The organism is Spirulina subsalsa CS-330 (assembly GCF_028330765.1).
GTDB classification, from domain to species: domain Bacteria; phylum Cyanobacteriota; class Cyanobacteriia; order Cyanobacteriales; family Spirulinaceae; genus Spirulina; species Spirulina subsalsa_A.
The window spans coordinates 1-13,228 of sequence record NZ_JAQMTY010000202.1; the positions used below are offsets into that span (position 1 = coordinate 1).

Below are 13,228 nucleotides of genomic sequence, written 5' to 3' on the forward strand. Positions count from 1 at the left end.
AAATTAAGGACTCGCTGTCGCTCGATTTGTTTGTTGGTGCAAATTCATCTCGCCACTAAAAGGCACGTCCGCCGTTACCTTCGGTAACTCTACTCGGACTCGCTTTATAGTGGGAGTCTTCTTTGCACATTTAAGATAATTCTGGCTGCGACGACCCATAGACCCAGCGCACCTGACCACTGGGAAGCCGTAACCGTCCTTGCCAGTGCCACGGTTCGAGGGTCGCTTCGGATTCGTTAAAGGTGGCGATGAAACTGGCGCGATCGCTGGTGTGAATCGTATCGATTAACACCTGGGGATCGGCTTCGATGCGATGGGGCGCAATCCCATAGGCCGATTCACAACTAGGACTCACGTAGGGAAACCGCACGGTTCCATCTCTCTGCTTTAGACATTGATACACCACCCCTGGAAGATTTGCGGCAATGCGTTGGAAGGGATTGGGTGATGATTGCGGTGTCAAAACGGATGTTGTGGATGAGTTTGATAAAGGTGTCATTCAGAGTTTAAATCGGTAAAAACGGCAAATATTAACGGATGTGATTTAAAAAAGCGGGATCAAAAAAAGGGTTTAAATAAAAAGGAGCAACAGATCGATGGAACATATATAGCGATCCTAAATCAATCGGAGATCTGATCTCCTCATCAACAAGGGGCTTAAGCCCCTTGCCTGTTCATGAATCAAATAGGATTGCTCTAGCAGATTGCGAAAGTATGAGAACGCCACTTCCCCTTTTTAAGGGAGATTGAGGGGGATCTTCATACCTCAAGTTTGTGAAAACCGCAATGGGCGTTAGACCTGCGATCCACAGCAGAAACTCCATGAACTTAGAGAATATCGTCATCGGTATCACGGCGGAATAATCCACCCCCGACGCGGCATGACCTCATTTTGTTCATGGAAATTCATAAAAATCCTGGCGTTTTCTGCTCATTATCCGGCTGCTTTTCATGAATTTTAATTTTCTCTTCAGAATTGTTAATTGTAAATTACAAAAATTAATGAGCACGACAATGGCGCGATTGTCTAAGCTAGAATGACGCTCTGCCTCCGAAACTCGCCCCAATAACGGCGGTACCTGGTTGACTGACTTGATCTCCCTCACCCCCAGCCCCTCTCCCAGAGGGCGAGGGGAGCCGATCCATTTTTCCAGTTCCCTCTTCCCTAGGGAGAGGGCTAGGGTGAGGGCTTTCCTGGATCTGGCTAATTTTGTCAGTCAACCAGCGGCGGTACACTGGAATAGATTAGTCCTGCATCTAGGGATTGCTGATGACCCCCCTCGATCTTTCTGTGACTGCCCTGGCTCCGGGGCAATTGCCCTTTCGTTTGGAGCATTTACCGCCGCCGGTTTATTTTGTGGGCGGTACGGTGCGGGATGCGTTGTTGCAGCGACAACGGCCGGATTTTGATGTGGATTGTGTGGTTCCGAGGGACGCGATCGCCACAGCGCGATCGCTAGCGGATACCTACGAAGCCGGGTTTGTGGTGCTTGATGCCGAGCGACAGATTGCGCGGGTGGTGTTTCCCAACGGGACGGTGGACATTGCCCAAATGGTGGGGGACAGCCTCGAAACGGATCTACAACGGCGGGATTTTCGGATCAATGCGATCGCCTACGACCCCCATAGCCAAGAACTTTTTGATCCCCTGGAGGGCATTGCCGACCTCGAAGCGGGCGTGATTCGCATGGTGGCCAAAGCCAATCTGCGCGACGATCCCCTGCGGATTCTCCGCGCCTACCGTCAGGCCGCCCAGTTGAACTTTACGATCAAGCCCAAAACCCGCACCGCCCTCCGGAAATATGCCCCCCAATTGGCAACCGTCGCCGGGGAACGAGTCCAGGCAGAGTTAAACATCCTCCTCGCCACGGCCAACGGTGCGGACTGGATCGAAGCAGCGGATCACGATGGCGTGCTGCACCCATGGTTACCGATGATTACCCCAGAGGCGATCGCCCACTTGCGGCAAGTCGAGCAAGTGGCCTGGCTGTTGGGGAAAATTTGGGATGAATTTGCCACCGAATTAACCGCCTCGGTCACCCCCACCGCCCTCTCGCGCCTCAGCTTGGCAAAATTGGCCTGCCTCTTAGCTCCGGCTCCCGATGCGATCGCCCCCAGCCTCGCCGCCTTGAAATATTCCCGCCTCGAAGCCCGCGCCGTCGAAACCGCCCTGCGCCATCTCCCGCCCCTGCTGGGCCTAGCGGATCAAGAGATGAGTTTAGCCGAGCAATATTTTCTGTTTCAGGCTGTGGGGGATATTTTCCCGATCGCCGTGGTCTTGGCCGTGGCGATCGCCTCCTCCCAGGACATTCTCCGAGAAACCCGCGCCGTGGGCATCGTCGCCCCCTTAGTCAACGCCTATCTTGACCCCAATAGCCAAGTGGCGCACCCCACTCCCTTGGTTTCGGGAACGGATCTGCTCAAACATCTGTCATTATCCCCATCCCCCCAAGTCGGAACCCTGCTGATGCAAATTCAGCTTGCCCGCCTTGAGGGAAACGTGACCACAGCCGAAGAAGCGATCGCCTTTGCCAAGGCCCAGCTTCCATCCCTGTAAGTCCGGTTATTGATTCCATTCATTCAGCCGTTTTCAGTTTAAAAATCATGATTCACCCGCTACGCATCACCTCCCTCGCCATCGCCACCGGTCTCACCCTCCTCCTCGGTGGTCTCAACACCCCCACCCTCGCCAATGGTCGCACCGCCGCCGATTGGTCAGAAACGGAAAAACAAGGCTTTTTAACCGGCTGTCAATCCCGCGCCAATCCCCCCGGTGTCTCGGAGCAACAACTCCCCACCTACTGCCAATGCGTCCTCAATGCCCTCGTCCGCAACGCCGTCCCCCTCAGCGACATTAACGCCATCCGCACCAATCCCAACCCCCGCGAATGGTCGCCCGAAGTACGCCAAGCCATGGTTGGTTGCCTGCCCCGCCGCTAAGGGCGTGAGGCTCATCACCAATGCAAAAAAAAGAGTGTAATCACAGTGGTTGCTCAAAACTGAACAAGAACTGGATTACACCCCCTGGGAACACGAGTGGTTTGTGTTGGGTGATTGGTGATGACACTTATAGAATCGCTGATCCAGCCGGAGAGCGACAAGATCACTTCTGGACTGAGCCTGAGTGATCCAATACTGATCTTGTCATTTTAAAAAAAATAGAGTAAAAAATCAGAAAAATTCCCCCGATCTAGATCCCGGAAAGCCCTCACCCTAGCCCTCTCCCTAGGGGAGAGGGAACTGGAAAAATGGATCGGCTCCCCTCGCCCTCTGGGAGAGGGGCTGGGGGTGAGGGAGATCAAGTCAGTCAAGCAGTAGTCCACATCACGACCTAAAATCAAGATATTATTGATCATTAGCATCTTCAAAAGTTTTCAGGGTTATCACCTTTCCGACGGTCATGAAAAAGCGATCCGGGTTATGGGCGGCATCTTGGGCAGTGAGTGCAGTGATGATTCTGGGCGAACAGTTTCCCGTCTTTGCTCAATCAATGATGGCAAGTCCCGACAACACCGGCACTGTCATTTTTCAAGACGGACAAACGTATCACATTCAGGGAGGAAAACAGGCCGGTGAAAATCTTTTTCATTCGTTCCAAGCCTTTGGTTTAAGCCCTGGTGAAATCGCCAATTTCTTCAGCAATCCGAGCATTATCAATGTTTTAGGGCGCATTACCGGGGGCGAACCGTCGATCATTCAGGGGTTGATCCAAATTACCGGGGCAAACTCGAATTTGTACCTGATGAATCCGGCGGGATTTGTGTTTGGTGCAGAAGCGCAATTAAATATTAATGGTGATTTTTTCGCGACGACGGCGGATCGGATTGGGTTTGATGGGGGCGAGTTTAATGCCTTTGGACTGAATGATTATGGGTCGCTGATCGGTGCGCCGAATCAATTCTTATTTTTGCAAGCAAATCCCAGCGCGATTATTAATTTGGGTGTTTTAACGAACCGTCAGGATTTACATTTTTTGGGCGGGACGGTGCTGAATCAAGGGCGCATTGTCTCGGCGGCGGGTTCGGTGACGTTGGCAGCCATTCCGGGGACACGGTTGGTTAATTTATCGCAACCGGGATTGCTGTTGAGTTTGGATATTCCCAGTGGCGCGATCGCACCCACCCAGACCCTGAACCCGCTCACCCTGCCGGCACTCTTAACCGGAAGCGTCACCAATGATGCGATCATTCAAGGCAACACCATTGATCTTTACGCAACCCATCCCCTCACCGTGCCAAATTCGGACGGAATCCAGGGTGAAACGCGGGTGATTCGCTGGAGTGACACCGGAGAAAATCCAACTCAAGCGGTGTTTATTGATGGCCGGGTGAGCAATCCTGAAACGCTCTTGTTTGGCGGCGCGGCGGGAACCGTGACCCAACTCGTTCATGCGGCTGAAAATGGTGTGACGGCGGTGGGTGAGGGCTTGGGCGCGATCGCATCATCGGTGGGAGCGTTAGAATCGGTGGCGATCGTGGCCGATGGGAATGTGGGGAATTTTTGGCTAGGCAATCAATGGGTCAATTCCCAAACGATTAGCCACTATCAAGCCGATTTACAGGCCTGGGGCGACGCATTAACCGACACCGGCGACCTCTTGCTGTATAGCTGTTTGACCGCATTGGGTGCAGTGGGCGAGGCATTTTTAACCCAATTCGCCACCGCCACCGGGGCTGATGTAGCGGCATCGGTGGATGGAACCGGCAGCCCCAATCGTAACGGCAATTGGGACTTAGAAGCCCAAACGGGAAGCATTGAAGCAACCCTGCCCTTTACGCCGGAACGTTTAAGGAATTGGGAGGGACACCTCGCCACCTTAACCGTTACTGATGCTGCGGATCGTGCGGTGAATGATGGACAATTTACCCTGCGCGAAGCAATTTTAGCAGCGAATACGAATGGGGTGATTGATGGTCAAGTGGGCACGGTAGGAGAAGACCGCATTGTGTTCGATACCACGGGAGAATTTGCCACACCGCGCACGATTCTTTTGGGGTCAAATTTACCCACCATTACCGATGATCTCGTTATTACTGGCCCCGGTGAAAATCAACTGACCATTGATGGTGATGGCATCACCAACAGCATTTTTGAAGCGTTTACTGATTACTTCACGGTTGAACAGTTGACCCTGCAAAAGAGTGACGGTGATGGAATTTATCATGATGCTGTGGTGGGTGGATTGACGCTGAATGATGTGACGATCGCCGATAGTCGTATAACCGGAATTTTTGCACGGTTTTCATCGTCAGCAAGTCTCACACAGCTTAATCGCGTCACACTGATGAATAACGGGTTTGAAGGACTTAACAATCGAGGCAGCACCCTTGAAATTAATCAATCCTTAATTACTGGTAATCAATCGGGTGGCGTGTTTCATTCATCCTCTGGTGGGGCGGCTGAGGTGCGGATCACTGATTCAACGATCGCAAACAATTACTCGTTTTCATCTGGTGCGGCCATCTCGGTACGCGGTCGCGATCGCATCACCGTCACTATTGCAGGGTCACAGATTTTAAATAATACTGCTGGCAGTGGTGGAGGCATTGAAGTCAACAATTTATTTAGCACCACTTCGCTACCCGTTACGCTCTCAATCACAGATACTCAAATCGCAGGTAATGAAGCAGAAGTGGGAGGAGGAATTTATTTTGCAATCGGGCCGAATAGTCAAGTGAATGCCACATTAGATCGGGTGCAATTTCAAAATAATCAAGCCACCTTACCGGGGGGTGGTGGCGGGGGTGATCTGTATTTTGAAACCAGTGGGCAAAAAGTGCTAGCGATCGCCGATTCTGTAGGAGATCTGCACCTAGATTTAGGAGGAAATCGGGCCCAACTGGATCTGAATAGCTCCGGTGCAATCCACCTCACGGGCCGTTTTGATCCCCAGGGGCAAGATATGACACTCAACGCCCAAGGCGGAATTGATTTAACCGGGCTGACCCTTAGCCCCACAGCCGGGGGAGATCTCACCTTCACGGCAAGGGGTGACATTAACACAAAAAACCTTTTCACTACGGCGCTGACGGGCGACAGCGGCAACCTCACCCTGATCAGTCGGCAGGGGAATATTACCACCACGAACGGCACGTTTGGCTCGCTGGATACGCGATCGCACATGGGCAACAGTGGCCAGGTCACGCTACGGGCGGCGGGGGATATCGTCACGGGGCCGATTAACACCGAAGCGCAACAGGGGGCCGGGGGAACGGTCAACCTCCGGAGCGGGGGCGATGTGCGGGTGGAGGGTGTCGTGACCAGTACGTTTTTGACTGAACCGGCGAGCATTTCCACCGCCGGGGCAACCCAGAGCGGAACCCTTGCCATTCATCACGGCGGGCGGGGCGTTGTCCCGTTCACGGTGGGCGATGCGACGGTGAATGGAACCTCTAGCGCGATCGCCGTGGGGAATCAAACCCTAGCCGCGCCCCAAGCGTTTTTACAAGAGCATCGTCAACCCGGCATCTTGATCACCCCCGGCCCCATGCCCAGCCTCTCCAGCCCTTCCACGCCCCCCATCGCCCCCAGTCAACCCGCCCCCATAGGCATAGGGTTGACTGGCTTGAGCGAAGCAACGGGGGTCATTGCGGGGGCGCAGCCGGTGCGATCCCTCAGTTCTGAACAGTTCCTGCAAGCGATCGGGGAGCAGGCCGGGGGCAGCACTGCGATCCAACGTGGACAGGGTACATGGCAGGGTAACTGGCCGGAGACTATGACCGTGAACTCCACAACCTCAAATTTTACCTGGAATTTACCGGGAGAAAATGCCTTTGGCGGGAGTCTAAGCAATGTAGAAATCCTGCAACAGGTGGCACAGTTGGATCAGTTTATGGGTGAGAGTTTTGGTTTACTCAGTGGGAACAGTCCTGACGCAATTGATGACGTGGATAATCCGGATAATGGTGATCGTGAAGCGGGTGAAAATGAAAGCGAAACGGATGCGATCGCGAATATTCACGAAATATTCCAACGCATCACCGAACAAACCGGAACCGTCCCCGCGCTGGTGTATGCCATCAGTCAGCCGGATTTTCTGGAATTAATTGTCATCACCCCCGATCAGCAACTGCGTCGCGTCGTGGTTCCTGACGGCGATCGCGCCAGCCTACGCAGTGCGATCGCTCAATTTCGCCGCGCCATCACCAGCAAAAACGACGACTACTATGCCCCCGCCCAACAACTTTATAATTGGCTCATCCGCCCCATTGAAAATATCCTCACCGCTTTAGATGTGGATAATCTCGTCTTTTCCATGGGCGAAGACTTGCGAGCGTTGCCATTAGCGGCGTTGCACGACGGTGAGAAATTTTTAATTGAAAAGTACAGCATCGGTCAAATCCCCAGCTTGAGCCTCACAAATAGCCAATATCAACCGCTCCACAATGCCCGCGTCTTAAGCATGGGAGCCTCCGAGTTTAAAACCTTAGATCCATTACCCGCTGTCCCGGCTGAACTGGCGATTATTCAAACCAAAAACCCAAATGTCACCTACTTAAATGATCAATTCAACTGGGATAGTCTCTATCAAGAAAGCAATCAACGCCAGTTTGAAATTGTCCATCTCGCCACCCATGCTGAATTTCAACGGGATTTTGCTCAAAATGCCTATATTCAACTCTGGGATGATGAACGCATTACCATTAATAAACTGCGCAAGCTGGACTGGTACGACGCGCCCCAAGTGGAACTCTTAGTCTTGAGTGCCTGCTTAACCGCGTTGGGAGACCCAGAAGCCGAGCTAGGGTTTGCCGGTCTTGCCGTTCAGGCCGGGGTGAAATCGGTCTTGGCCAGTTTGTGGAAAATTTCCGACGTGGGAACCTTGCAATTAATGAACGGTTTTTATGAGCAGTTAAATAATCCGACGATCACCACCAAATCGGAGGCCCTGCGCCAAGCACAATTAGCCATGATTCGCGGCGATTTTGACCCGCTCAATCGTCAGGAAATTCGAGCAATGTTAACACCAGAAATGCAAAGAGATCTTCAATCTTCAGCCCTTAGCCATCCTTTTTATTGGAGTGGATTTCTTTTAGTGGGTAGTCCATGGTAGACCATCCGAATTGTTATCGCAGTTCTCGTCAACCCAAGGTAACAAGATCCCCCTCAATCCCCCTTAAAAAGGGGGAGGTGGTTGTTCTCATCGTTTCGCAATTCGCGATAAGGTCATTGGCAGATTCAAGACGTTTAGTTTATACTTTTAGAGACACCTTCAAAACTAATTTATCGCAATCAACAAGGGTATTAGGACAGGCAAGGGGCTTAAGCCCCTTGTTCCAGAGTCTCTGAATGTCCTAACCGATCTGGCTAGTGCTATATATAACCTGGCTGATTGTGAGAGCTGCACGCTAAACGCTTTTTTCATCTTAAAAAAAGGAGAACGGGTATACCCTTTGCATCAAAATCTACAATATCGCCCCTAACGATTATGATTTTTTTGTCAATGAGTCAACCAAAATGCGACCCCTTGCCCTTGCTGGGGTTCATGACTGTTTTCCTAGTAAGCACGGCAGTTCCGGCGATCGCTAAACCCGAATCCGCCCCCGAAAACCAAGGCGGCACAGGACAGCCCACCACCTCCCGCACCGTCAGCGGCGGCACACGGAGCGAGACCTTTCTCGCCTGTGCAGCGGTTGATCCGGCCTCTCCGGCGGCGGAATTCATCCCGTTAATCCCGAACAACGGCACGATCGCCACCCAAGCCGAGCGGGTCAACCTCTACATCTACATTCCGGCGGGAATTGAGCAGCCGGGACGCTTAACGGTGCGCGATCGCGCCACCAATGCCCCCATTTTCGCCCAACCCGTCAGCACCCTCAGCGGCGGTACGATCATGCGCTTTGTACTGCCGGACACCGTACAATTCAACGCCACCGCCACCCCCGAACAAGCCTACCGCTGGGAACTCCAGGTGTATTGCGATGAATTCGACGACGAAAAAGATGTGATTGTGCAGGGCGGGATTCATCGCCTGCCGTCGGAGGGTGCGATCGCCCCCTCATCCCTATGGCACGAAACCCTCGAAGCCGCCTACACCCAACGGGACAGTCACCCAGAACAATGGCAGCAGATTCTCGCCGCCCACGCCCTAGCCCCCGACAGTCCAATTCAGAGCTACATCTGGGATGCGAATCTAGCAACAGACATCCCCACTGCGGACTAGCAGTGTTAAATGATGTCACAGTACACTTTAGTTTTGAGCATCGTTAAACTATCTCTAAATCGTTGATTCTCAGTGTGCTCCGTTCCGCCCATCGCCTTGGCCTCACTCAACCATTGCGCTGTATCGTAACCGTAAATCCTTTCATTTGTTTTGAAAAAAATTTGTGGCTTGATCACTAAATATCCTGGTTTTAGTGTTTCAACCTTCCTCGCAACCGGGCTAGTCTTAGGCTTGCGGTATCTAGGCGCATTACAAAGTTTAGAATGGGCAGCCTACGATACTTGGTTACAAATAGCATCACCACCCACCACATCCACTCAACCCAGCCTCAACGATCGCATCAAACTCGTCACCATTGACGAAGCTGATTTACACGCCCATGGCCAAGCGCTCATTTCCGATCGCGCCCTTGCCGATGTCCTGCGCCGCCTCGCTGCCCAACAGCCCCGCGTCATCGGCCTCGACCTCTATCGTGATTTACCCGTTCCCCCCGGCAATACTGAATTAAACACCGTTTTTCGGGACATTCCCAACATTGTCGGCATCCAAAAAATTGGTCGGCCCTCCATCGCTCCACCCCCCATCTTAGCCGCCGATGAACGCGCCAAAGCCAGCGATTTTTTACTCGATGGTGATAATCGAGTTCGGCGGGCGTATCTCTTTTTACAAGATGATGACGATCAACCCTTATCTAGTTTTTCCACCTATTTAGCCCTGTGGTTTTTAGAGACTGAAAAAAATATTAAATTTGAGGTGTTATCGCCCGATCGCTGGCAACTGGGATCAGCTATCTTTCGGCGTTTCAATGCTTTTGATGGGGGCTATGTTCGAGCCAATGCGGACGGGTTTCAGTTTCTCATTGACTATCAAAACCCAGTTCAAGCCTTTGAAACTCTACCCTTACGGGAGATCTTAGCCGGCAATTTACCGGACGATTGGGGGCGCGATCGCATTATCTTAATCGGCACAACCGCAGAAAGCATGAATGACTTTTTCACCACTCCCTTTCGTGAGCTTGGGAATACCCATACACCACAATTAATGTTTGGGGTTGAAATTCATGCTCAAATCATCGCCCAACTGTTAGATGTGGCCCAAGGAAAACGCCGCCTCAGACAGCCTATTCCTGAGCCAGTCGAAATTCTTTGGATCTTCCTCTGGTCATGGCTGGGGGCTAATTTCATTGGCCCCTATATCCGGAAACACACCACGATGAAAACTTGTACCCTTAAGCAACAATTACAGCTTTTAAGTGGTGAATTCATCATGATTGGAGCGTGGTTAACACTGCTCGTCGGCTGTAGTTATGGCGCATTCATTGGTGGCGTTTGGATTCCAATTGTGCCGCCTCTTTTAGGATTTTTAACTGCTGGGGTTGGGGTCTTACTCCATACGGCGAATCAAGTGAATACCCTACGGATTCAAAATCAATTATTAGAAAATTTAGCCAATTTTGATGCTCTCACTCAAGTGGCGAATCGGCGCTCCTTTGATAATTATCTCAAAATTTATTGGCAACAGGCTCAACAGCAGCACGATGAAATCGCCATAATTTTATGTGATCTCGATTATTTCAAACAATATAACGACACCTACGGCCATCCGGCTGGGGATTATTGTTTACAGCAGTTTGCTCAGGTTTTGTCGCAACTTGTGCCGATGACGATTGGGTTAGCCGCCCGTTACGGGGGGGAAGAATTTGCGATCGTGTTGCCCCATGCGTCTCGTCTGGAGGTGGAGGCGATCGCAACCCAAATTCATCAAAAGATCCGAACCTTGGCGATTCCCCATCGTACCTCTAGGGTGAGTTCAATCGTAACCGTGAGTATGGGGATTGCCCATCGTATTCCAACTCCGGACGACGACCTCCAAACCTTCGTGAACGATACCGATCGCGCCCTTTATAGTGCAAAGCAACAGGGACGCGATCGCACCGTCTTTTTCACCGCCCAACCGGATTAAATTTGATGCGATCCGGCACAGTGAAATGCCCGTATTTTAGTGGGGGAATGGGGCGCGATCGCGGTGCTTAGCGGCGGCGGAATTTTTGCGTGAGGCGGGTTTGGAGCATTTTTAATTCGGGGAGGCGGAGTTGCATGGCGGAGGTGGTGAAAATGACGAGGGCGACGAGGGTTCCGAGACCCAATTGCAATACCACGACGGCGATGTTTTGGGTGTCGAAGAAGCGATCGCACAGTCGATTGATTCCCCAACTGCCAAACCCCGCCAACGTCGCACTGCCCATCAACCCCAACAACAGGAGACCCCATTCCACCAACGGCAACCCCCGTAAGCGTCGATGCAAAATGCCAATAAACAACGCCATTGAAACAATATTCACCCCGATCGTTGCCATCACTAACCCCGGCGTTTTGAACGCATTCACCAAGAAATAATCCAACACCCCATTGAGCAGAATATTAAACACACTGATCCGAAACGGCGTTTCCCCGTCCCCCAAGGCATAAAAGACCCGCACCAACACATCCCGCCCCAAGTAGAAAAACATCCCCACCCCATAGGCCATCAACACCGGAACCACGAGCCGCGAGGCCTGGGCATCAAAGGCAAACCGTTCGTAAATAATCCGCACAATTGGCCCGGCTTGGGCGATGAAAATCGCCGTTAAGGGCAGCATGGTTAAGGCGGTGAGGAGCAGGCCTTGACGGATGCGGATTTTGAGGTCGTCCCACTGTTCCGGGGCGGTGAGGCGCGAAAACACCGGCAACATCGGCACGAGGATCATGTTGGACAAAATCCCCACCGGGGTCAGGACGATAAAATTGGCGTAGCGCATCGCGGCGGCGGCTCCGGCGATCGCAGAGGCAAAATACAAATCGGTGTAGACGTTAATGTGCAGCATCCCCGATGAGAGCGTCGCCGGGCCCATCACCTTCATCACGTCGCTCACGCCGGGAATGCGCCAATTGAAGCGGAGGCGGAGGGTTCCGAGGTTCGATTTCCATTGGGCGATCAATTGGGCGAGCCATTGCAGCAGGCCGCCGGCGAGGGTTCCCCCGGCGAGGACGAGGCCGCCCAGTTGAGCAAATTCCGGGGCGTTGACGCGATCGCCCAATTGCCAAATCAAAAACCCCACCCCGCCGATGATGGTGAGGCTGGAAAAAAGGGGACTGACACTAGGGAGCCAATATTGATCGGCGGCGTTGAGGGTTCCGAAGCCAATCCCGATTAAACCCGCCAGCATCGCTAAGGGAGCCATGATCCGCAATTGCAGGACGGCCATGGCGCGGGTGGTGTCGTCGAGACCGGGGGCGAGAACATCGATGCAGGGGCCCGCGCCAAGGATCAGGCCGATGGTGACGAGGAGAAGTAGCCCCGTGACGAGGGTGGTGACGGTTTCGACGATGGGGGCGGCTTCGGACTTGTCGCGTTTGGCGAGGACGCTGACGAGGGCACTGTGAAAGGGGCCGTTAATGCCGCCGAGGAGGATGAGCAGGAAGCCGGGGATGACGTAGGCGTAGGCGTAGGCGTTGACGACGGGGCCGACTCCAAAGGCGGCGGCGATCGCTTGTTCACGGACGAGGCCGAAGACTTTACTGATCAGGGTGGCGATCGCCACAATCCCCGCAATCCCAGCGAGGGAACGGGAGGGTTTTGGATTCATGAATCAATGTGATGCTGAAATTGCATCCAGAACAATCTTTCGTATCTAAACATACAGGCCATTGGGTGCAATCCTTGCTAGCGTGCTCTAAGCTGGGTAAAAAAAATCCAGTGATCTAGCGCGAACTATTTTAGGATGATTCCGCTCAACCAAGGACATTGGGATCAATTCAGTGATTGTCAACACTACCATTAACGCTCTTCACGGTGATCCCATGGCACGATATCAAGCCTGAGCCATAGTGGCTGGGTGCATGGGTCTGAACCTCTTGTTTTTCAGATTCTTAATTCCAAATCTATGATTATCTTAAAATGTGCAAAGAAGACTCCCACTATAAAGCGAGTCCGAGTAGAGTTACCGAAGGTAACGGCGGACGTGCCTTTTAGTGGCGAGATGAATTTGCACCAACAAACAAATCGAGCGACAGCGAGTCCTTTAAT

Annotated in this window: 7 protein-coding genes; 5 read left to right on the forward strand and 2 right to left on the reverse strand. The window is 52.5% G+C overall.

Annotated elements, in window-relative coordinates:
- Positions 1–130: 130 nt before the first annotated feature.
- Positions 131–370: a PAS domain-containing protein gene (locus PN477_RS14070; protein WP_272117564.1), complete on the reverse strand. Its 240-nt coding sequence runs from the start codon at positions 368–370 to the stop codon at positions 131–133.
- A 900-nt stretch (positions 371–1,270) separates the two neighbouring features.
- Here PN477_RS14070 and PN477_RS14075 point away from each other — a divergent pair.
- The 5 genes from PN477_RS14075 to PN477_RS14095 all read left to right on the forward strand — a co-directional run bounded on the left by PN477_RS14075 (position 1,271) and on the right by PN477_RS14095 (position 11,125).
- Positions 1,271–2,557, forward strand: a complete 1,287-nt coding sequence (locus PN477_RS14075) for a tRNA nucleotidyltransferase/poly(A) polymerase family protein (protein WP_272117566.1) — start codon at positions 1,271–1,273, stop codon at positions 2,555–2,557.
- Positions 2,558–2,604: 47 nt separating this feature from the next.
- On the forward strand, positions 2,605–2,940 hold the full coding sequence (locus tag PN477_RS14080) for a hypothetical protein (RefSeq protein ID WP_272117568.1): 336 nt from the start codon (positions 2,605–2,607) through the stop codon (positions 2,938–2,940).
- A 460-nt stretch (positions 2,941–3,400) separates the two neighbouring features.
- Positions 3,401–8,053 (forward strand): CHAT domain-containing protein, encoded by a 4,653-nt coding sequence (locus PN477_RS14085; RefSeq protein WP_272117570.1) that lies wholly within the window; start codon positions 3,401–3,403, stop codon positions 8,051–8,053.
- A gap of 432 nt (positions 8,054–8,485) precedes the next feature.
- On the forward strand, positions 8,486–9,163 hold the full coding sequence (locus PN477_RS14090; protein ID WP_272117572.1) for a DUF928 domain-containing protein: 678 nt from the start codon (positions 8,486–8,488) through the stop codon (positions 9,161–9,163).
- Between the two features lie 168 nt (positions 9,164–9,331).
- Entirely contained in the window at positions 9,332–11,125 is a 1,794-nt protein-coding gene (locus PN477_RS14095; RefSeq protein ID WP_272117574.1) for a CHASE2 domain-containing protein, read from the forward strand.
- 67 nt (positions 11,126–11,192) lie between these two features.
- Here PN477_RS14095 and murJ read toward each other — a convergent pair whose 3' ends face one another.
- Positions 11,193–12,788 carry a murein biosynthesis integral membrane protein MurJ gene (gene murJ, locus PN477_RS14100; RefSeq protein WP_272117576.1) on the reverse strand — a complete coding sequence of 532 codons (1,596 nt, stop codon included), beginning with the start codon at positions 12,786–12,788 and terminating at the stop codon, positions 11,193–11,195.
- Between the last annotated feature and the right edge of the window lie 440 nt (positions 12,789–13,228).

What these genes read in the sequence shown, in the direction of transcription:
- PN477_RS14080 (WP_272117568.1), top strand. Translation starts at nt 2,605, where the DNA reads ATGATTCACCCGCTACGCATCACCTCCCTCGCCATCGCCACCGGTCTC.
- PN477_RS14085 (WP_272117570.1), top strand. Translation starts at nt 3,401, where the DNA reads ATGAAAAAGCGATCCGGGTTATGGGCGGCATCTTGGGCAGTGAGTGCA.
- PN477_RS14090 (WP_272117572.1), top strand. Translation starts at nt 8,486, where the DNA reads ATGACTGTTTTCCTAGTAAGCACGGCAGTTCCGGCGATCGCTAAACCC.
- PN477_RS14075 (WP_272117566.1), top strand. Translation starts at nt 1,271, where the DNA reads ATGACCCCCCTCGATCTTTCTGTGACTGCCCTGGCTCCGGGGCAATTG.
- murJ (WP_272117576.1), bottom strand. Translation starts at nt 12,788, where the DNA reads ATGAATCCAAAACCCTCCCGTTCCCTCGCTGGGATTGCGGGGATTGTG.